At 61.7% G+C, this 20,975-nt stretch carries 17 protein-coding genes; 7 read left to right on the top strand and 10 right to left on the bottom strand.

Going from position 1 to position 20,975, the window contains the following annotated elements; translation table 11 throughout:
* Positions 1-137, top strand: a 137-nt coding sequence (locus QO005_RS22545; RefSeq protein ID WP_307160281.1) for a transposase, incomplete at its 5' end; no start/stop codon positions are given.
* Between the two features lie 201 nt (positions 138-338).
* Here QO005_RS22545 and QO005_RS22540 read toward each other — a convergent pair.
* The gene (locus QO005_RS22540) at positions 339-2,162 is read right to left on the bottom strand and encodes a methyl-accepting chemotaxis protein (protein WP_307160279.1); all 1,824 of its coding nucleotides are present in this window, start codon (positions 2,160-2,162) and stop codon (positions 339-341) included.
* A 191-nt stretch (positions 2,163-2,353) separates the two neighbouring features.
* Complete coding sequence (locus QO005_RS22535) at positions 2,354-2,587, bottom strand: NepR family anti-sigma factor (protein WP_307160278.1); 234 nt, start codon at positions 2,585-2,587, stop codon at positions 2,354-2,356.
* 114 nt (positions 2,588-2,701) lie between these two features.
* Between QO005_RS22535 and QO005_RS22530 the strand changes: the two genes are divergently transcribed.
* The 3 genes from QO005_RS22530 to QO005_RS22515 all read left to right on the top strand — a co-directional run bounded on the left by QO005_RS22530 (position 2,702) and on the right by QO005_RS22515 (position 5,830).
* A complete protein-coding gene (locus QO005_RS22530) occupies positions 2,702-3,496 on the top strand; it encodes a response regulator (RefSeq protein ID WP_307160277.1) in 795 nt (264 codons plus the stop codon).
* Between the two features lie 71 nt (positions 3,497-3,567).
* The gene (locus QO005_RS22525; RefSeq protein ID WP_307160276.1) at positions 3,568-4,566 is read left to right on the top strand and encodes a sensor histidine kinase; all 999 of its coding nucleotides are present in this window, start codon (positions 3,568-3,570) and stop codon (positions 4,564-4,566) included.
* 214 nt (positions 4,567-4,780) lie between these two features.
* Positions 4,781-5,830 (top strand): zinc-binding metallopeptidase family protein, encoded by a 1,050-nt coding sequence (locus tag QO005_RS22515; protein WP_307160275.1) that lies wholly within the window; start codon positions 4,781-4,783, stop codon positions 5,828-5,830.
* Here QO005_RS22515 and QO005_RS22510 read toward each other — a convergent pair.
* Together QO005_RS22510 and QO005_RS22505 are read right to left on the bottom strand one after the other, a co-directional pair.
* On the bottom strand, positions 5,802-7,058 hold the full coding sequence (locus QO005_RS22510; RefSeq protein ID WP_307160274.1) for a UDP-phosphate alpha N-acetylglucosaminyltransferase: 1,257 nt from the start codon (positions 7,056-7,058) through the stop codon (positions 5,802-5,804). The two genes, QO005_RS22515 and QO005_RS22510, sit on opposite strands and share 29 nt — an antisense overlap.
* On the bottom strand, positions 7,055-9,148 hold the full coding sequence (locus tag QO005_RS22505) for a GumC family protein (protein WP_307160273.1): 2,094 nt from the start codon (positions 9,146-9,148) through the stop codon (positions 7,055-7,057). Before QO005_RS22505 ends, QO005_RS22510 begins: the two co-directional genes overlap by 4 nt.
* A gap of 245 nt (positions 9,149-9,393) precedes the next feature.
* Here QO005_RS22505 and QO005_RS22500 point away from each other — a divergent pair, with 245 nt between their 5' ends.
* Positions 9,394-10,605 carry a glycosyltransferase family 4 protein gene (locus tag QO005_RS22500; RefSeq protein WP_370878142.1) on the top strand — a complete coding sequence of 404 codons (1,212 nt, stop codon included), beginning with the start codon at positions 9,394-9,396 and terminating at the stop codon, positions 10,603-10,605.
* A 113-nt stretch (positions 10,606-10,718) separates the two neighbouring features.
* Here the strand turns inward: QO005_RS22500 and QO005_RS22495 are convergent, their stop codons facing one another.
* Positions 10,719-11,564: a glycosyltransferase family 2 protein gene (locus QO005_RS22495; RefSeq protein WP_307160271.1), complete on the bottom strand. Its 846-nt coding sequence runs from the start codon at positions 11,562-11,564 to the stop codon at positions 10,719-10,721.
* Between the two features lie 206 nt (positions 11,565-11,770).
* On the opposite strand from QO005_RS22495, the gene QO005_RS22490 reads away from it, so the two are divergent.
* Positions 11,771-13,312, top strand: a complete 1,542-nt coding sequence (locus QO005_RS22490; RefSeq protein WP_307160270.1) for an oligosaccharide flippase family protein — start codon at positions 11,771-11,773, stop codon at positions 13,310-13,312.
* A gap of 44 nt (positions 13,313-13,356) precedes the next feature.
* The gene (locus tag QO005_RS22485; RefSeq protein ID WP_307160269.1) at positions 13,357-15,108 is read left to right on the top strand and encodes an alpha/beta fold hydrolase; all 1,752 of its coding nucleotides are present in this window, start codon (positions 13,357-13,359) and stop codon (positions 15,106-15,108) included.
* Here QO005_RS22485 and QO005_RS22480 read toward each other — a convergent pair.
* Genes QO005_RS22480 through QO005_RS22460 form a run of 5 tightly spaced genes read right to left on the bottom strand, consistent with a single transcriptional unit; the run spans position 15,091 to position 20,856 of the window.
* A complete protein-coding gene (locus QO005_RS22480; protein WP_307160268.1) occupies positions 15,091-17,535 on the bottom strand; it encodes a glycoside hydrolase family 2 protein in 2,445 nt (814 codons plus the stop codon). The two genes, QO005_RS22485 and QO005_RS22480, sit on opposite strands and share 18 nt — an antisense overlap.
* A 14-nt stretch (positions 17,536-17,549) precedes the next feature.
* Positions 17,550-18,548 carry a DUF1839 family protein gene (locus tag QO005_RS22475; protein WP_370878141.1) on the bottom strand — a complete coding sequence of 333 codons (999 nt, stop codon included), beginning with the start codon at positions 18,546-18,548 and terminating at the stop codon, positions 17,550-17,552.
* Positions 18,512-19,420 (bottom strand): amino acid--[acyl-carrier-protein] ligase, encoded by a 909-nt coding sequence (locus QO005_RS22470; protein WP_307160267.1) that lies wholly within the window; start codon positions 19,418-19,420, stop codon positions 18,512-18,514. The genes QO005_RS22475 and QO005_RS22470 overlap by 37 nt, the downstream gene beginning before the upstream one ends.
* 6 nt (positions 19,421-19,426) lie before the next feature.
* Positions 19,427-20,605 carry an acyl-CoA dehydrogenase family protein gene (locus QO005_RS22465; protein ID WP_307160266.1) on the bottom strand — a complete coding sequence of 393 codons (1,179 nt, stop codon included), beginning with the start codon at positions 20,603-20,605 and terminating at the stop codon, positions 19,427-19,429.
* Entirely contained in the window at positions 20,605-20,856 is a 252-nt protein-coding gene (locus QO005_RS22460) for an acyl carrier protein (RefSeq protein WP_307160265.1), read from the bottom strand. Before QO005_RS22460 ends, QO005_RS22465 begins: the two co-directional genes overlap by 1 nt.
* Positions 20,857-20,975 lie beyond the last annotated feature (119 nt).

The following is a 20,975-nucleotide window of genomic DNA, read 5'->3' as shown; positions in this document are numbered from 1 at the left end:
ATAGGCAGAGATGGGGCATTGAGAGCTTTTTTGCCAAGCTCAAGCAGTGGCGGCGTATCGCCACGCGATATGACAAACTCGCCGCCAACTTTCTCAGTTTCATTAAGCTCGCCAGCATAATGCTATGGATCAAATAACTAATTTGTCACTACAGCCTAGAGCATGTCCAGCAAAAGTGCGTTAGCGGTTTTGCGCCCGGACTGCGTAAAAACAAATAGATAGAGCATTTCAGGTGATCCCGTTTTCAGCGGAAATGCTCTAAGTGCACAGTGTAAGACATATGATATAATCATGAAGAAGACCGGCCCGATCCTATCAGGCCGGTCTTTTCGTTGCCGTCAGCTCGCCATTCTGAGCGCGACGGGTTGCGCCTGCGGTGCGCTCGCGGACAGGCGAAACTCCTCGATCAGGTGCAGCAATTCGCCTGCGTCATTGTCCAGAACCTCGGCAGAGCCGGTGGTTTCCTGGGCCATGGCGGCATTCTGCTGGGTGGCGGTGTCGAGCTGGTTGAGAGAGGAGGAGATGGAGCGCAGCGTCGTATCCTGCTCCTGAGCGCTGGCGGCAATGCGGGCGACCACTTCATTGGCCTGGCTGATCTGCTGGGAAATGCGGCGCAAAGCTTCGCCGGTCTCGCCCACCAGTTGCACGCCCTGGTGCACCTGGTCGGAGGAGCGGGCGATCTGCTCCTTGATTTCCTTGGCCGCTGCCGCCGAGCGCTGGGCAAGCTCGCGCACTTCCTGTGCGACCACCGCAAAGCCCTTGCCGCTTTCGCCCGCGCGGGCGGCTTCCACCCCTGCATTGAGAGCGAGAAGGTTGGTCTGGAAGGCGATCTCATCGATCACGCCGATGATCTTGGTGATTTCCTCGGAGGATTTTTCGATGCCGCTCATCGCCTCAATGGCGCGGTTGACGACGCTATCGCTTTGCTGCGCTTCGTGGCTGACCGTCTGCACGCGATTGGCGGCCTCCCGCGCGCCGTCCGCCGTCTGGCGGATGGCCACCGTCAACTCGTCCAGCGCGGCGGAAGTTTCTTCCAGATTGGCGGCCTGATGTTCGGTGCGGCTCGCCAGTTCGCGGGAGGCGCGGCGGATCTCATCCTTGCTGACGCCGATCTCCTGGCTCTTGCGGCGCACCCGCAGCAGCGCTTCTTCCAGCCGGGAAAGCGCGTCGTTGAAATTGCTCCGCAATTGGGCGTAAGCGCCGCCCAGGTCACCGCAGCGCACCGCGAGATCGCCTTCCGCAAGCCGCGACAATGCAGCCCCGATGGTGCTGACCACCTTGGCCTGTTGAGCGGCTTCTTCCTGCTGGCGGGCAAGATTGCGCTGGCGCTCTTCGTCCAGTTCGCGCTGTTGTTCTTCCTGACGGGCGGCCATGGCGTGCCGTTCGCGCACCTTTTCCTGAAGCACCTGGGTGGCCTTGGCCATGGCGCCGATTTCATTGGCGCGGGTGGTATGCGGCACTTCAAAATCGGTGTTTTCGTTGGCGACGTTCAGCAGCGCGGCGCGCAGATCGCCAAGTGCTCCAGTCATACTGCGGATGACCGTGTAGGCGACGATCAGCGTGGCGATCAGCACGGCGATGGCGGCGGCGATGGTCTTGTTGTTGTCTGCTTGGATATAGTTTTCCAGGTCGTCCAGATAGGCGCCGGTGCCGACCATCATCTTCCAGGGTTCGAAGGCGAGCGCATAGCCCACCTTGGGATAGGTGTTTTCCGGCGGCATGTTCAGCCGCGTCCAATGATATTTGACGAAACCGCCGCCATTGCGTGCCGCCTTGATCAGTTCCGCAATCAGCGCCACACCGTTCTTGTCCTTCACGGCGATCTGATTGGTCCCGACGCCTTTCTTGTCAGGATAGGCCAGGCGGTTGCCGTCATAGTCATAGGCGAAGAGATAGCCGTCGGGGTTGTAGCGTACGGCAGAAAGTGTGTCCAACGCGGCAGCCTGAGCCGCTTGCCGGCTCATCTCGCCCTTCTGCTCGCGCTCATAATACATTTTGAGAATGGAAATGGCGCTTTCGGTCTGAATGCGCTGCATGTCATAGCGCTGGTCGATGATCGACTCGCTGGACGTGCGGATCTGGAAATACAGCACTGCGGCAAAACCGCAGACGAGCATGGCAACCACTGAAAAAAGCTGCCGTGAAAGGCGCATGTTCCTCATCTAATCCCCCTGGGTAACAGATGTCAGGAAACAAGCGCTGATTTAATAAAAGATGAAATTATACAATTTACGAGATAAATGAAGGACTTATAATTACATTCTAAACAAGATATTATTGTATTTTCCCAAGAATATCAGGGTATTTAATCGCAATTCTCTACCGTCTTTCTTGGGTCGCTTCATATATTATTTTATCTATCTTTTTCCTTCGCGGCCCGTTCTGCTGCGTCGAGCTTTTCGAGAAGATCGAGGAAGTGATCGGGTGTTCCCTCCTCCACGATACTGTCGTAATAGGTTTTGAGCCGGGAAGAAATCAGCACATCCGCATTGCTTTTGCCTTCCATGGCCTGCTGTTTGTGTTTCTTGTCGGACTTCTTGTCTGCCATTGTCGAAATTCCCTGGCCCCACCGCTTGCCTTCCGGCATACCTTCTTAAGAATGCAATATGTTAATTGTTCCCGGAAGTGGGAACTTTTTTTGTAGCCGAGCGTTCATACAGGTGTTTCTATACCCGCCTTCCTGCCAATTTGGAGAAGCTGAATGTCTCTTACCTCCCGCGTCGCCGTTCATATTCCCTATCTGAGGCGATATGCCCGTGCCGTAACGGGCTCCCAGACCTCCGGAGACGCCTATGTTGCCGCTGTCCTCGAAGCGCTGATCGCCGATCTCTCGGTCTATCCTGAGGCCAGCAGCGACCGGGTCGCGCTTTATAAGCTCTTCGTCCGCATCTTTGGTTCCACGAATGTCGAAATTCGTCCGATGGAATCGCCCTTCGCCTGGGAAAAGCGGGCGGCTGCCAATCTTGCCGCCATGGCGCCGCGGGAACGTCATGCCTTTCTGCTGATTTCGGTCGAAGGCTTCACCTATGAGGAAGCGGCGGAAATTCTCGATGTGTCGGATGCCGATTTCCGCACCCTGTTCAATCAGGCCTCGGCGGAAATCTCGCGGCAGGTGGCCACCGACATCATGATTATCGAAGACGAACCGCTGATCGCGCTCGATATCGAGCAGATGGTGGAGGATCTCGGCCATCGCGTCACCGGCATTGCCCGTACCCACAAGGAAGCCGTGGATCTTTACGGTCGCACCAACCCGAAGATGGTTCTCGCCGACATTCAGCTTGCGGACGGCAGCTCCGGCATCGACGCGATCAACGATATCCTGAAGGTCGATACCATCCCCGTCATCTTCATCACCGCCTTCCCCGAGCGGCTGTTGACGGGCGAGCGTCCCGAGCCGGCCTTCCTTGTCACCAAACCTTTCAACCCCGACATGGTGAAGGCCCTGATCAGCCAGGCTCTTTTCTTCAATGAGCGCGCCAACCAGGATGCTTGACGGTACGGCTTGCAGCATGCGTGGCTTAATGTCGTGCGTCCGGGCGTTTTCTGGCCGTTGGAGTGAATGAGTTGACACATCGGCTGACATGGTTCGAACCACGGCGTGCGGACGGCCAGTTGCGGGAATTTTTTATCGCGGCGTTGCTGGATATTGGCGCGAGCCTGACCTTGCAGGATGCCGATGGCCACTACATCTGCATCACCTCGCTGCCGCCGCGCTGGCCGCTGGCGGCAGGGCAGGAGCCGAGCGACGATTCCATCTTCGGACCTGAGATCGGCGCGCGGCTGAAAGACCTCAAGGCGGGTTTGGAACAGCCCGGCGATGGCGCCAATCTGGAGGTGGAACCCGGAGACGACACGGTTTTCGAGTTTCGCTGCCGGTTGATCCGCATGTCGCCGGACTATGTCTGCCTGATGACGGTTCTGGTGGATCGCACCGAGGAGCGGCGGCGCGAACGTCTGTTGCGGGCCTTGCTGCGCGAGGTGAGCCACAGGTCGAAAAACCTGCTGGCGATCATCCAGAGCATCGCCTTCCAGACGGCGCGTTATTCCGGCACGCTGGACCAGTTCCTTGCCAAGTTCCGGGGCCGGCTGCATGCGCTGTCGACCTCCCAGGACCTTGTGACCGACAGCAGTTGGCGTGGCGCCTATTTTCACGATCTGGTGCGCCAGCAGATGGAGAAATATGTGCCGGAAACCGCCAATCTGGTGCATGTCACCGGCGAAAATGTACTTCTGTCGCCAAATGCGGCGCTGCATATCGGCCTTGCGCTGCATGAACTGGTGGTCAACGCCATCAGCCATGGCGATTTCGTCAGCCGCCGTGCCATCATCGAAATCGGCTGCAGCCGGCTGGAGGGGCCAGACGGCGAGGAAATCCGCGTCACCTGGACCGAGCCGCTTTCCCCGGGGCTGACAACCGACCTTGCCAACACCAAGGCGGGCCGTTTTGGCAGCACAGTGCTGGAGCGCGTCGTGCCCGCCTCGGTCAATGGGCGGGTTCTGCATCGGCTGGAGGGGGGCAGCGTCTATTACGAACTGATCTTCCCCGCCGAACTTCACGATTGAAAATCCGGACGCGTCCCATGCCCCCGGGACGCGATTTAGAGCGCTTTTCGATCTGATTGAATCAGATCGGCGCTCTAACCTTTTCTTTGTGAAGCATAATCTTGATCGTCCTCGTTTCACTCCGGTCGGATTATGCTTTATCCAGGGAACTTCTTCGGGCCTTTGGGGTTGAAGGGTGCCGTTTTCCGATCCACCCGGCACAATCCGAGGGCTCATGCGTCTGTTCTCCTGCACCAATTGCCACAATACCGTCTATTTCGACAATGATCGCTGCCTTGCCTGTCAGTCGCGGCTGGCATTTCGGGCAGAGACGCTGGAGATGGTGGCGCTTGGCGAGGACGGGCAGGGGCTGATGGATGGGCAGCCGACCGGCGAGAGCCCGCTGCTCTGTGCCAACGCCGCCCAGCAGGCCTGCAACTGGGTGGCGGACGAGGGCGAAACCTTCTGCCGGGCCTGCCGCCACAATCTCGTCATTCCCGATCTGTCGCAGCCGGACAATCTCGATAACTGGCGCAAGATCGAGCAGGCCAAGCATGTGCTGTTCTATTCGCTGCTGCGTTTTAACCTGCCGCTTGAAACCCGTGATGACGATCACCCGGAAGGGCTCGCCTTCGAATTCCTGGTGGATGATCCCGCCCTCAACGATGGCCAGCCGGTGATGACCGGCCATGACCGGGGCCTGATCACGCTCAACATCGCCGAGGCCTCGGATGCCGAGCGCGAGGCGCGACGTGTGGCGCTGGGCGAACCGTTCCGCACGCTGATCGGCCATTTCCGCCACGAGATCGGCCATTACTATTGGAATGTGCTGGTGCGCGACGGTGGCAGGCTCAACGAATGCCGCGCGGTCTTCGGCAATGACGAGGCCGATTATGGCGAGGCGCTGAAGCGGCATTATGCCGAGGGGCCGGTGGCGGGCTGGGAACAGAGCTATATCAGCGCCTATGCGGCGAGCCACCCCTGGGAGGATTTCGCCGAATGCTGGGCGCATTACGTCCATATGGTCGATGCGCTGGAAACGGCCTATGCCTTCGGGCTCAAGATCAATCCCGCCATTGACGAGGATGGGCTGGATCTGGCCTTGACCTTCGATCCTTACCGCGCCCGCAATGTCCGGACGCTGATCAGCGCCTGGGTGCCGCTGACGGTGGCGATCAACAGCATCAATCGCAGCATGGGTCAGCCGGATCTCTATCCCTTCATCCTGTCGGAGCCGGTTATCGCCAAGCTGGACTTCATCCACCGGCTGATCTGCGGGCGATGACGCTTTTCCAGTCGGCGGTGTCGGCGGTGCCGAGCAGGAACCACATGAGCGCCGCCGTCTTGATCGAGTAGAAGGAATTGCTGATCAGCATCAGCAGCAGCAGGTAGATCATCATCATGCTGCGAAAGGTCCAGCCCTGTTCCTGATGGAAAGGCGCCAGCACGAAGGCTGCCCATAATCCGATGAAGCCGAACAGCCCGAAATTGGTCAGCGTATAGGAAATGCCGGAATCGGCGGTGAAGATATCGGTGGCCTTCAGCCCCAGCACCACGGAAAGATCGAGCTGGGTAAGAATGGCGGCTGTTACCTTCAGCCGGCCCGAGACATCGTTGGCGCCGCCCTCTGCGCCGATGATGATGCCATAGGCGGCAATGACCGCCAGGATGAAGAAGGGCGCGACCACCCAGACAGGCTTGGGAATGAGCCGGTAGAGGGGCAGGAGCAGGGTGATGACCACGCAGGTCATGAAGCCGAAACGCGCATCGGCCAGCACGACACCGGCCAGCGCCAGCGCCATGACAAGGAAGCGCCCCTTCATGCCCGGGCGAAACAGCGCCCAGGCATAGGCAATCACGCCGAAATTTCCGGCGGAAACCGGCTCCAGAAACACCGAGGACACACGGTGCTGGCCGAGAAAGGGCAAAAGCGTGCGGGGCTCCGGCCGAAGCCCGGAGACGAACAGGCCGCGCGTCTGGCCATAGACTTCCTGGAGGGTGACGGTGCCGCGGGCAAGGTAATAGCCGAGCACGTTGAAATAATCGAGATAGGTTTCCGTCAGCAGATATTCGAACAGCGCGATGATCATCACGATCACGGCGCTGATCACCACCAGCCGGTCTCCAAGTTCGGGATTGGCAAGCTTGCGGCCCATGAAATAGAAGCCGATGGGAATGAAGATATCGCGCAGGGCCTTGAGGTCGGCAATGCCGCGCAAGGCAAAGATCAGCAGCATGTAGCTGATGAACAGCAACAGGGTGAAGTAAAGGCCGGCACGGCGATCCACGGCCAGCAGGAAGGCCGAGCCCAGCATCGTCATTTCGCCCAGCATGACATGGGTATCGCTCACCGGCATGATCCGGGTGTTGACGAAGCAGAGAAAGAGATTGAGCAGCAGGCCACCGATCACCGCAAAACCGGCAATGCCGGAGGTCATCCAGGGGGCGAGAAAGCTGGCGGCAGGGGGCGCCTCCTGCACTGCTTCGGCAGCGGGCGGCGGCTGGCCCCTCAAGGCTGCGGCTCCAGAAGGATGCGCCCCACCACCCGGTCCGCGTCCTTGCCGAGTTGTTGCAACAACAGCTGAAGTGCGGCGTCCTCGTCGGTATCGGCCAGCACCAGGATCATGTCCACGGCCTCGGCAAGCGGCATCAGATAGGTTTCCGCCGGGGTAAGGCAGGCATTGATCAGGATGAAATCTTCTTGGCCCGTTCCGGCGCGGCCAAGATAGCGCGCAAAGCTTGGCCGCCCATCGGTGCCGGTTGCGGTGCGCAAGGGGCCAAAGGGCTGGTATTTCAGATGCGAGGCCAGCGGCGGTTCGGCGCTGTTGGCCTCCGTCACGGCATGGCGGCGGGGCGGCACGCGGTTTAAGAGCGCCCCCGGTGCATAGAGCAGGCTGCGGTCCCGATCCGCCAGCCGATGCACGAGATCGGCCAGGAAGCCTGCGGTGAGGCCCGGCTTGCCCACTGCCACGAACAGCACCGACACCCGGCCATCTCCCTCCACGCAATCGAGGAGAAAACGGGTGGCATTGGCAACGGCATGCTGGAAACGGCCTTCCGCGTCGCTCTCAGCCTCCTGCCGGGGAACGAGCCTGCGGGTCAGACGTCCGCTCAGGCTGCGAAGCAGGCCCAGCCGGGGGGCGGCAGGTGCACGGGCGTCGGCCAGAACCGGAACGGGCAAAAACGCTGTGGGTGGCGGTGGCGTTGCCGCGACTGGCGCGGCTTGCGGCATTGCCACCGTTGCACCGGCTGCTGAGGCGGTGGCCGCTGCGAAGGCGGGCCGCCGTGTCAGCTCCAGAAACACCGCAAGCGCGCTGCCAAGCGCCACGCCGAACAGACCGGCGGCGGCGAGGATCATGATTTTCAGAACCGTCAGCGATTTCGGCGTCGCTACCGCCTCGGTGATGACGCGGGAATTGTTGATGGCGATGGTTTGCTGCTGGCTGAGTTCCTCGGCGCGGTTCAAGAAAGCCTTGTAGATGGTACGCACCGCATCCGCCTCGCTTTCCAGCTGGCGCAGCTTGATCTGTTTTTCGCCGCTGTCAAAGCTGCTGCGGGTCAGGCCGTCCAGGCGTTCGGCGAGCGCCTTGGTATTGGCGCTGGCGCGCTCGTAATTGGCCTTCATGGACTGGCGCACCCGGTCCAGTTCCTGCTCGATGGCCGCGCGCATGCTGGCCACCTGCGAGGTGATGGCGCGCAATTGCGGATGGTTGGCGCCGAGATTGGTGGTGGCCTCGGCCTGCCGGTCGAGAAGCTGCACGTAGCGATCGCGCAAAAGGCCGATGGAGGTGGATTGCACCGCTTCCGGAATGGCGCCGGATTCGATGGCCTGGATGGTCAGGTTCCGGGTCTGCTCATAGATGGCCCGCTGCTGCTCTTCCGTGCCGCGTGCCGCGATCAACTGGTCGTTCAGCCCGGCCAATTGCTGGTCGATCACCAGGCCCTTGTCGGCGGTGCTGGCAAGGCCATTATCGGACTTGAACTGTTCGACCGCCATTTCCGCCTTCAGCACCCGGTCGCGCAGTTCGCTGGCCTGGACCTGGAACGCACTGCTGGCGCGGCGGGCGGCATCGACCCGCGCCTCGTCCAGTTGCTTGAGATAGACGGAGGCGATCTTGTTGGCGATATCGGCGGCGGTCTGGGCCACCGGATGTTCGACCGTGATCGCCATGATCAGCGACTGGCCCTGCCGCTCCACCTTCATACGCTTGAAGAGGCCTGCCATGGTGGCGGCCATCACTTCGTCGTCGGTGAGGGTCGCGCCGGGCTTCGGCTTGTAGAGCGCCGGGTCCTTGGTGAGGTCGAGATCACGGATGACTTCGCCCAGGACGGCGCTGGATTGCACCACATAGATCTGGCTGTCGATGCTGGCGGGATCGGGTTGGGCGGCGGTCAACGCCGTGCGGCTTTCGCCCGCATCGGCGCTCAGCGCCTTCGGATCCAGCAGGATCTGGGTGTAGGAGGAGTAACTCGGTTTCAGGCTCAGCACATAGAAAAGCGCGCCCGCAAGACAAAGGGCTGCCGTGAGCGCAAGGATCGGCCAGCGTCTCTTCAAAATCCCCGGAATTTGAAAGATATCGATGTCCATATGTGCCAGAAACAACAGCTTCCTTCTGTTCGCAGGCGAGGCCGCTCACCCGGCACCATGGCAGGCCATGGTTAACGAGTGATAAGCATTGCCGGAATTAAGCACGAATCTTTACTAGGTTTGTGCAAGTTCAGGACGGAAACGCCCAAGAAGCTTTACCCAAAGGGAAAGCCGCACTAACGAAGATAAGCAAGAGCGCAACAAACCTCGATGGTGTCGCCAGCCCTTTCCGGGGCCGGTGACGGCCATTTTCACAGTGGATGGGCATGGTGGCTACCGGCAAGGCACAGGAGGAGCAGCAGGCACGCGCCGCCGATCTTCATCGGCCGCTTGTCGTGCAGGTCGTCAGGCAATATCTGCCCAATCGCGGCGGGCTGGAAGATGTGGTGCGCAATCTCTCCCGGCAATTGCTGGCGCGGGGTTTGCGGGTCAGGGTGGTCACGCTCGACCGGCTGTTTGCCGATCCCGGCCACGTGCTTGCGGCGCGCGAGGTTATCGACGGCGTGGAGGTGGTGCGTATTCCCTGGCGGGGCAGCAGCCGCTATCCGCTGGCGCCCGCCGTGTTTCGCCATCTGGCCGATGCGGACCTTATTCATGTGCATGGGGTGGATTTCTTTTTCGATGCGCTGGCCTTCGGGCGATGCCTCCATGGCAAGCCGATGGTGGCCACCACCCATGGCGGCTTTTTTCACACCAGCGCCCACGGCCGCCTGAAACGCATCTGGTTCAATACGGCAACTCGGCTGAGCGGGTTTGCCTACCGCGCCATCATCTGCTGCAGCGCGTCCGATCTGGCGCTTTTCCAGAAGATTCACCGCCATCGCTCTGTGCTGATCGAAAACGGCGTGGATACGCTCAAGTTCGCAGGCTTGGCCCCGAGCGCTCCCCGGCGGCGGCTGCTGACCATCGGGCGGTTTTCCCGCAACAAGCGGCTGGAGCGCCTGCTCGACGTCATGGCCGCATTGGTGGCCCGCGAACCGGACTGGCATCTCGACATTGCCGGGGCGCCATCCGATCTGACGGAAAGCGATTTGAGCGCGCTGATTGCCTCGCATGGGCTGGAGCGTCACGTCAACCTGCATGTGCGGCCGGGCGATCTCGACCTGAGACGGCTGGCGGAACAAGCCTCGCTCTTCGTCTCCGCCTCGGACTATGAAGGCTTCGGCCTTGTCGCGGTCGAGGCGATGAGCGCGGGGTTGCTGCCGGTGCTCAACGCAAACCAGGCCTATCAGGCCCTGGCCGAGCAGCATCGGGATGTGCAGCTTGCCGATTTTTCCAAGCCTGCCCGCGCGGCAGATGCGGTGGAAAAAGCCTATCGGCATCTGCTTGCGGAAGGTGAGGCGCTGCCGCAACGGCTTGTCAGCGCTGCCGCCCGCTATTCCTGGGAGGGCGTGACCGAGGCACATCTGGCGCTTTATGCAGACGCTTTGCCAAGGTCTGCCGGAAAGGCATGGGTTGGAGCCGGGGCATGAGGCTGGTGGTTCTAGAGCATAATCCGACCGGAGTGAAACGAGGATCGACAAGATTATGCTTCAAAAATAAACCGTTAGAGCGCCGATCTGATCCAGTCAGATCGAAAAGCGCTCTAACGCTTGGGCCAGTCGCGATAGCCGCGCCAGATACCGCGCGCCCAGGCTATCTTGTAGCGCACTTCGCCGAGGTCGCGCCGCGCCAGCGCCAGCGCCGCGCCCGCCAAGGGACGCAGCAGGCGATAGGCGATATGGGTGCCTGGAAATCCATGCTTTCTCAACAATGCTCCAAAGCCCGCGCCGTATTTTGCGGCGCGTTCGATGCGGCGCGGATTGTCAGTGGCGACCACCTGGTCGTGATGGACGATGAGGTCCGGCACATAGGCAAGCCGTGCCCCGCTCTCGATGGCCCGCAGCAGAAGATCGGCTTCCTCGCCGCTCTGAAAAGGTGTTTGTGCCCCCACGCCCAGCTTTTCGTCAAAGCCGCCGATACGGGCAAGCAAGGCGGCCTTCACGAAGATGCCGTTGGAATTGCCGCAGGCCAGATAATTCTGCCGGGTGATCGTGGTGCGCCGGTCGCCGGACGGGCTGACGGAGGGCTGGCCTTGCGCATCGAGGGTACGCCCGGTGACAATATCGAGACTGTCATCGGTGGAAAAGAGCGCCTTTGCGTTGGCGAGCGTTTCGTGCCGGTACCAGCAATCGTCATCGGGAAAGGCGATCAGCGGCCTTTCCGCCACCGCAATTCCGGCATTGCGCGCGCGCGACAGGCCGCGCGGCGAGCGGACATGGCGGATGGGAAAATCGGCTGCATGCTGCGCCACCAGCGGGGCCAGCCGGTCATCGGCATTCTGATCGACCAGCACCACTTCGAAATCCCGCAGGGTCTGGCTGGCGAGCGAGCGAAACAGCCGCGCCAGCGCATCGCTGCGATCCACACTGCAAACAATCAGGCTGAACACGCTTGCTCCCCTTGCTGTGGCGCATCGCCGTCACGGGCTCTCTTTCCTTACGTGACCCGCGCTACGGAAGTGTTAAAGGGTCTCTTCTATAAGACACTCAACACTCAGGCGTTCACAGCCCCTCTCACGACCCTTTCGTCTTCACGCCTTTCCGGAAGCAGGGCCGCTCTGCGCTTCGCCTGGAAATGCTCTTAAGGGATCCCTGCATGAAAACAGGCATTCTTGCCAATTCCGCCTTCAATGCCGCCGCAGGGCTGACCCTGCTGGCGACGGGCTTTGCCTGCTCCATTTTCGCCGCCCGGCTGCTGGGGCCGGAAGCCAATGGGGTCATTGCCTTTTCCGTCTGGCTTGCCGGCACGGCAGCGCTCGTGGCGGAGCTTGGCACCGGCATTCTTCTGCTGCGCATCCTGCCGCAATTGAAGGCCGAGGGCTATGGCGAGGCTGAGCGGCGCGGTTTTGCAGCCTATCTGCTCTGGCCGGTGGTAGGCGCGACGCTGCTGCTCTTGCTGTTTTATGCCATGTTTTTCTGGATTGCCGAAACGAGGCATTGGGCGGAAACCACGCCTTCGGTGCTGGTGGTGACGGCGGTGCTGTTCGTCACCCAGTCCATCGGCATGTTCACCAAGAATTACCTGATTGGCGAGCAGCAGGTGCCGGTCTTTTTCCGGATGACGCTGACGGCGGGAGCCATGCAGTTTGTTGGCGTGGTGGCCGGGGCGCTGCTTTTCGGCATCGCCGGGGCCCTGGCAGGCTATGTATTGGCCTATGCCTCGCAATGCCTCTATGCGCTGTCGCTGCTCAGGCATGCGCCGAACAGCTGCGGCATCGGCTTCAAATATCTGGTTGGCTCCTCCTTCGTGCTGTCGCTGGAGTTCATCGTGGATTCCATCTTCCTCAACCGGATCGAACTGTTCTTTCTCCAGCGTCATCAGGGCGTGGAGGAGGTGGGCTATTATGCGGTGGCCTTTTCACTGACCAATCTCGCCCTGCAACTGCCCATTCAGTTGTCCGGCAGCCTGGTGCCCTATTATTCCGAGCACCTGCAACAGAAGAAGGATGGCCGCCTGCCGGTGGAATTGTTTGCGGGCGCGGTGCGCAGCCTTGCCTATTTCACCCTGCCGATGAGCTTCGGTCTGGCGGCGATTGCCCCGCAACTGGTGACGGCGGTCTTTGGCGATGCCTTCTGGGAAAGCGGCTCCATGCTGATGTTCCTGGCGCTCAGCGTGCCGTCTGCGGTCGCCACACAGATCGCCACGCAATATCTCTTCGCCATCGACAAGGTGCGCGAGCGACTTTACGTCGGCCTGGGTGGCGCGGCGATCATGGTGGCGGGCGATCTGCTGTTGGTGCCCTATCATGGCGGGGAAGGGGCAGCCATTGTCCGCATTGTTGTCTTTACCGCCATGAGCCTTGCCATGCTGCGCTGGATGAAGTTCGAAGGTTCGCTGGCCGGGCTTGGGCTGAGCCTGCTCAAGGTGACGGCGGCCTCCATTCTCTGCGCCGTGGCAGCACTGGCGGTGCTGGCGGAACTCACGGGCCTTGCGGGTGTGGTTGTCGCGATTTTGTGCGGGGCGCTTGCCTATTTCTGTGCGCTACGCCTGTTCAGGGCGGTTCCGGCCGCCGATGCCGCCGTGCTGGACGGCATTGCCGCACGCCTGCCGGAACGTCTTGCCCGTTGGTTGCGTTTAGCGCTTTCGTTGCTGTACACCGGAGGGGCGCCGCCCCTCGAACGCCGTCGGGATGGTTAAACTTCGGGGTGGGACCGATGGATAATCCAAGCAGTGAGACAGGCATGGTAGACTGGCAGGGTCAGACCCCGGCAGCCTTGCCCATTGGCCTTCCCGACTGTTTCGGTCTCTATACGGAGGCGCGGGGCGCACCTGCCCGGCAGGCTGCGGTTCTGTTTCTTTCGCCCTGGGGCTATGAGGAACTGTGCACCCACAAGCTGTTCCGTCTCATGGCCGATGGGCTGGCAGCGCGCGGCATTGCCAGCCTGCGCTTCGATTATCCCGGCACGGGTGACGCTCTGGATGAGGTGACCAGTCTCGACTGCTGGCGAAAATCCATCCGCGAGGCGCTGTCGGCCCTTGGGCGGATGACGGGCGATGCGCCGGTTTTCCTGCTCGGCCACGGTCTCGGTGCGGCCCTTGCGCTTGTCATGGCGGATGCGTTGGGAGACCGGGTCGCGGGCGTGGTGAGCATGGCGCCGGTGGCCTCGGGCCGCGCCTATGTCCGGGAATTGCAGTTCTGGTCGCGGGTGATCGACGACGGGCTTGGCCTGCCCGAGCATGTGCGGATCACGGATCGGGTCGCGATCGGGGGTCATGCCATGCCGCCCGCCATTGCCGAGGAATTGAAGCGGTTCAACGTCTCTGCCCTGCTGCCGCAGGCCGAAAAGCCGATGCTCTTCGTGGTGCGCGGCGAGCGCCCGGCAGATGGCGATCTCACGGAGGCGGCCCTTGCCCTGAACCCTCTGGTAGAGAGGGTGGAGTATCAGGGCTATGATGCCATGGTGGCCAATCCGGCCATGGCGGTGATGCCGCGCGCCACCGCCCATGCGGTGGTGGGCTGGATCGATAGCAAGGCTTCCAAACTGCGGCGGGATCTGCGGACATCCGAGGCGCCCGCTCTCCTGGAAACCGATGGTTTTCGCGAAGAGGCCCTGCGCTTCGGCCCCCAGGGCAGGCTTTACGGCGTGCTGACCGAGCCTGCCGGCGCAAGACGCGGTGCAACGGTGCTGCTGCTCAACACCGCCTATGACCGCCATTCGGGCTGGGGACGCAACAATATCGACATGGCGCGGAAGCTTGCGCAACGCGGCATTGCCTGCCTGCGCTTCGACCCTGCCAATGTCGGTGACAGTCCGCCGCTTCCCGGCGCGCCCGAACAGGTTCTGTATTCAGAACATCAATTGCTGGATGTGAAGGCTGCGCTCGATCTGCTGGAGGCGCGCCAGCTTTTGCCAGCGCTCGCCATTGGCCGGTGCAGCGGTGGCTATCTCGCCTTCCGGGCGCTGGTTGAGGATGAGCGGATCAAGGCCGCCTGTCTTGCCAATCCCTTCGTTTTCTATTGGGACCCGTTGCGGGAGGTGGACGGCAATCTCTCCGTCGTGCCACGCTCGCTCGATACCTATCGCAAGCTGCTGGTGAGCCCGCAGACCCTGAAGCGGATCTTTTCCGGCAAGGTGGACCTGAAGAATGCGGCGCGCAATTTCGCCCGCGTCGGCTGGCGGCGCTTTCTGTTGAAAACCGGTCTCAACCATGTCGCCACGCCGGAGGCGCGGCTGGTGCACCGGGAGGTGAAAACCGCCTTTGCCCGGCTTCTTGCCCGCAACGCAAAGCTCCTGCTGCTTTATAGCGAGAACGATGTGGGGCTGGAGCATTTCTACCAGCAATTCGGCGTGGATGGCCGGGGATTGAAGCGTTACGGCAATGCGGAGATCGAGATCCTGGCGGGTGTCGATCATAATTTTTCGCCGCCAGCGGCACGGGCGCTTTATCTTGAAAGGGTGATAACGCTCGCGACTTCAGAGCGTCTGGGGTGACAGACCGAAGCCGATGACCTCGCCGCTCGGTCGTCCCTCCGTGCCGATCAGCCGGATGGAGCGGGGATGGCCGGGTGCGAGGTGAAAGAAATCCTCCTGCGGGCGGCCTTTTTCGAGCGCAATGGAGATGGATTGCACCAGCCGGTCGCTTTCCAGCCGCAGGCGCCAGCCATCATTGGCTTCTTCAAGCGCCAGCGCCACCTTAGCGGCATGGCGGGCCGCGCTGCGGCCCTGCGGAAAGTGGAAGGCCTGCGATATCAGCGTGCCGTCTGCTGCGGAAAGGGTCGCCACCGTCACGTCATGGGCCGGTGGGCCGAAGCGATAGGCATAGGTGGTATCGAAAAACGCGCCGAAGAGATCGGTGGCGTTCAGGCTATGGGCCGTGCGCGGTGACAGGCTCAACGGTTTGGTGCCCGATACGGCAGGCGTCTTGCCCTCCCGCAGGCAGGCGAGCGTCAGGGTGAGCGCGGCTTCCTGCGCCCCGTCATTGACCACATGCACGGAAAGCCCGTTCAGACCCTCATCCGTCAGGCTGACGCGGACAGGCTGAAAAGCGCGGCGTGCGGCATGCCAGACGGGCTTGGGCAGGCCGGTGGAATCGATCAGGCCCCAGCCGGGGCCGGGCAGAAGATCCTGGAAGGTCCAGATCAGCGCGCCATTGCAGCAGGAGCCGGGTCTGCGCCATTCCGCGAAGCACTCTTCCAGCACCTCGCCGGTGACGGCGCGCGCAAGATGCAGGTAGCGGGCCGGATCTTCCCGCCTGAGCCGCGCCGGATCGACCTGATAAAGCTCTGAAAGATAGTGATCGCGGATATCCTCGAAATCCCAGGAGGCGGCGCGGTCCCGCGGCACGCGAGCCTTCCAGCGCGGATCATGCACGGGCGGCACGGGCAGATGCCGGTCAAGCGTGATCTGCTGCGGTACATGCGCAAAGGCCAGGCATTCGGCGGCAAAGCGTATACCTGCGCGCCGCGCATCGCTGAGGGGACGGCAATAGGCCCCGACACCGTAATAATGGCTGACACCTTCATTGACGGTGAAGGGCAGGGGGCCGCCGGAGGGGGAGTTGCCGATATAGGGCACATCCGGACGAAGGCTGGCCGAAAGCTGCGGGAGAATGCCGTCCGTCAGCGGTGTTTTGCCTGACCCTGCGGGAAGGCCCAGCATCGCCGCCTGCTGCTCGATTTCACTGCCGCCGCACAGAAGCGCCAGCGAAGGCAAGCCCTGAAGGCCGGAGAGCAGGCCGGTGACTTCATCGCGCACATGGGCTGCGAAAGCCTCGTCACCCACCGGATAATCGTAGTTGGCAAACTGGAAATCCTGCCAGACCATCAGGCCCAGCCGGTCGCAGAGCCGGAAGAAATCCGGGCTTTCATAGGCCATGGTGCCGCCAATGCGCAGCATGTTCATGCCCGCCTCGCGCGCCATCATCAGCCAGGGGGCATAGTCTTCGGCGCTGCCGGGCAGGCGGGTAATGTCGGCATTGGTCCAGACGGCGCCCCGGCAGAAGATTTTCACGCCATTGACGATCAGCGCGAAATCCTTGCCGTCATCGCCGCGATCCAGGCGGATGCGGCGGAAGCCGGTGAGGCCGAGCGAATGGCGGGTGCCATCGAGGAGGAGTGACACGTCATGCAGAGCCGGTTCGCCATGGGTGGCGGGCCACCAGGGCTTGACGGCGGGGATGGTGAGACGGGTGGCGTAATGGCCCGCATCATCTGCCATCAGCGTGACGCTTTCACCTGCGACCGAGAGGGTGAGGCTTCGGGCCGGTCCCTGATAGGTGAAGGCTACGTCGAGAAGGCCGGTGCCGTCTTCATCGAGATCCGCCGTCAGGCGCAGGTTTTCAATGGCATGGGCCGCCGGGCGGATCAGGCTGATCGGCCGCCACGGGCCGACGGCATGAATGGAGGGGCACCAGCCCGGCATATGGCCAAGCAGCGTGGTGCGGATGAGCCTCAGCCCCTGGCTGTCCATCATCTGCGGACGCCAGCGGGCGCGGGGGCCGCGTTTTGACAGAAGCGGATCGAGGGCGCGGAAGCAGAGCGCGAGGTCATCCTCGCCGGTCAGTTCCAGTGGCAGGTCCCGCGGCTCGAACATGCTTTCAATAGTAAGCTCAAGCTTACCATTGAGCCAGATTTCAGTGATGCTCGCCAGACCCTCGAAACGCAGCAGGGCAGGTCCGGGAGTCTCGCCCTTCAAACTGCGGAAATACCAGGCATCCTTGCCATGCAGCGGCACCGGATGGTCCGGATCGAACAGCCCGGCCTTCGCCAGCGCCCCAGCAACGGTGCCGGGAACGGGAGCGGCAAGGCGGGCGGCGGCACGGTGAACGGTGTCAGGCGTCTCATGGGCGCCAGCCTCCGTCAGAAGCAGGGTCCAGCCTGCCTCCAGCGGGCGAATATCGGCGTCCAGAAAGAGTGTCATGTCGTGAAGCCTGTTTACGCGTGGCTTTCCAGCCCTTCCATCAGCCTGTCCCACGCCTCGGCGGCGGGGTCAAGAGCGGTCGCAAGCGGCTCGAACTTCTTGCGCGTCACCGCCCGGGCAAGCTGGAACTGCACCGATTTCGCCACTTCCGAAATCTTCAGCGCGTGAGCCTTTTGCGCCTCGAAACGTGCTTCATCCAGCCAGTCGAGATGGGCGGCGAGAAGCTCGAAATTCGCGCCCACCTGCCGCAGCGTGTTGAAAGCATATTTGTGGAAGAAGCCGAAGGGGCGTTCCGCCACGGCCTCCACCTGCCGGGGAAAGATGACGGCAAAGGCGGCAATCGGGTTTGCTTTCGGGCGGCGGCCAAGATGGGCGGTAAAGAGCCGCTCGGCCTCTTTCCGCAGATGCGCATCCGAGGGAAGCTTTTCCGGCAGTTTGGCAAATTCCGTATAGGGCAGGAAGGGCGGCCAGCCTTCCGGGGCATTGTGCTGGAAAAGCCCGTCGAAATCCTCGCCTTGAAGCGAAAAGAAACCGCCATTGTGGAAATAATCCATGGAGCGGTTTTCAAGGTCCAGCCGGTTGATGCCAACCGTGGTCTTGCCATGCTCCTGACGGTAACCGACGCCGCGCGTATCGGGCATGTAGAAACTGTCCATTTCCACAAGGCAGAGCCGCCCACGGGCGATCTGCTCGGTCACATGCGCTTCGACGCTGTCGAAGATTGCCAGTTCCGTCACGCGGATGCCATAGAGGCTTTCGAGATCCTCCAGCGGCACCTTGAAGAAGGTGAACTGGTCGCCCTCGAAATCCTGGATCAGCGTAAAGCCCAGCATGGCCTCCGGCGCGGTTTTCAGCGCCGAAAGCACCTCGATCCACAGATCGGCATAGCAATTGGTTTCCGGCCACATTCTGTCCGCTGAATGCAGGGCATGCGGTTGGTAGGAGGCCGGATCAAGCGGCAGGACGGAGCGCACGCTCAGCCCCACAGCGCCTTGCGGACCTGTTCCGGCCACGCCTTCACATCCAGCCCGTGATGGTGGAACAGCGCCAGTGCGATGCGCTCCAGCCCGAAGCCGACGCAGGCGGTGTGCGCCACCGATCCATCTTCCAGATTGAGCCCCCATTTGAGGCCAAACGCATCCTGATGGTAGTTGAAGCTCATGCAGGCGGTGGGCTTGGTGGTGGAGGTGATGGGGATCAGCAGTTCGAATTTCAGGTTCTGGTCGCGCTGGTTGTTGGCCAGCATCTTGCCCGCCCGGCCAAAGAAGGGATCGTTGGCCACATCGATCTCCACCGGGAGACCCACCTCTTCCATCATCTTCAGGCCACGATCCATCCAGAGCTGACGGAAATCGGTGACGTGTTTTTCGGTGCCCATGCAGACATATTCGCGCATGCGGAACAGTTGCTGGCGGGCCGGATCGGTGGAGGGTTCATGGCGGAAGCAATAGGATTGCAGATCGAACAGCCCGCCCGTGGCAGGCAGCGCGCCGCGCTTGGCAACCGTCGGGTAAAGCGGATAGCAGGCGGCGGGCGTCAGCACGATGTCCGTTGCCTTCTGCTCCTTCGTCCAGTCCTCGTCGGCATCCATGCATTTCAACAGGCTGATATGGTCCAGCTCATTGCCGCAGAAGCTGTGCACGGTGCCGGCCAGCTGCGGAAAGCTTTTCATATAGCCGCTTTTTTCAAAATAGGCGCGGTTCATGCCGGGCGGAAAGCGGATGGCTTCTGCCCCATCAGCGCCGCCAAAACGGTCGATCAGCCGCTCGAAGGCGGCAATCACATCCTCGAACTGGCCGCTGCGGCCATAAAGACCATCGACGCCCGTATCGATCAGCAGACCGGAATCGAACAGCCGGTCGAGAAAACTGACTTGAGTATCCATTGACGCTTACCCCAGCAATCGCGTGTCGAGTTTATGGACCAGCAGCATGTTGGACGTGTTGCCCAGAATGCGGTCGTTGGAAATCATCAGCCGGGCCGAATGCGCATCGCGGAGATGGCGGCCAAGGCTGTAAGGCGTGCCGTTCTTGTAGCCCAGAATGCCGCAGATCAGCATGGCCTGGTTGATGATGTCGATGATCGTCTCGGACGAGGCGAGCTTGACATTGTTCATCGCCACCGAAAAGCCGAAGGAGGAGAGGCGGTCGCCATCATGGCGGGCCTCTTCATAGGCTTTCAGCGCGGCCACGACATTGGAGCGCACCATCTGCAACAGGTTGGCCACTTCGGCAAGCCTCAGCGCGCCGGGCGGCACGGTGCCGGGGCTTTTGCGGGCCGCAGCACGCACGAAGCTCTGGGCCCGCGCCACCGCATCGACCGCAATGCCATACCACACGCCGCTCCAGAGAATATGCGAGGCGGCCAGCATGGATTGCGCGGCAATTTCTGCAAAGGGCTTGGGCAGGATCTGTTCGGCGGGTGCTTCCCCCTTGAAGAGAAAGCCGTCGGAACGGGTGCCGCGCATGCCGAGCGTGTCCCAGTCCACCGTCTTTTCCAGCGTGTACTGGCCCTTGAGAAAAACGGTCATCACCTGATCGGAGGGGGCTGCATCCTTATGGGCGCGGGAGGTGATCAGAATGGCATCGGCTTCCGAGCCGTAGGAAATGACGGTGGCGTCCTTTTCCAGCCGGCAGATGCCGTCTTCCACGGCGATGGCGCAGATGGAATTGCGCAGATTGCCGCCGATCCCGCCTTCGGTGGTGGCCGAGCCCAGCAGCAATTGCTCGGCAGCCACACGGCGCATGAAGCCGCGCTGCCAGTCATTGTCCTCGGCATGTTCCACCAGGCTCGAACACTTGATGTGGTGCATGGCAAAGATCATGGCGCTGGAGGCGCAGGCCTGGCCCAACTGGCTGCACAATTCGGCAATGACGGCAAAACCGGCGCCTTCGCCGCCGAGTTCGGCGGGGATCTGAATGCCGAGCAGCCGCTCGGCCTTCAGGGCATTTACCGTTTCCCGCGGAAAGCGGCCTTCGCGGTCCACGCTGTCGGCATGGGCGGCGGCAATGCTGGCGACCCGCCCCATCCGGGCGGCAAGATCGCTGGCGGGGGGCAGGGGAAGGGTCATCAGGCGACCTTCCGGTCGCCGAGGATCTGGCCGACCACCCGCTCTATTGCCTCGATGGAGGCAAAGGACTTGCGGTTCAGCAGATGATCGGGAAATTCGATGTCGAAGGCTTCCTCAAGCGCCAGCATCACCTGCACCGAGGCAAAGGATGTCAGGCCCAGCGCATAGAGATCGGCATCGGCGGCAATATCGGCGGCCGGGACCGGCAGCCCGCCGACCTTGCCCAAAAGAGTGCGAATAGTCTCGCTCATTCCTGACCCCTTCCCTCATGGAATTGTTCTTGTCGCGGTGGGATATACAAGAGAAAGCGTAAGATTACGCTAAAGGCACCGCTCAAACTTTCATTGACCTGTACATCTTTCATACAGGC

Origin of the sequence: Allorhizobium paknamense, from assembly GCF_030815125.1 — a bacterium.
Lineage (GTDB): Bacteria > Pseudomonadota > Alphaproteobacteria > Rhizobiales > Rhizobiaceae > Allorhizobium > Allorhizobium paknamense.
This window is presented reverse-complemented; position numbering and strand designations above follow the sequence as displayed.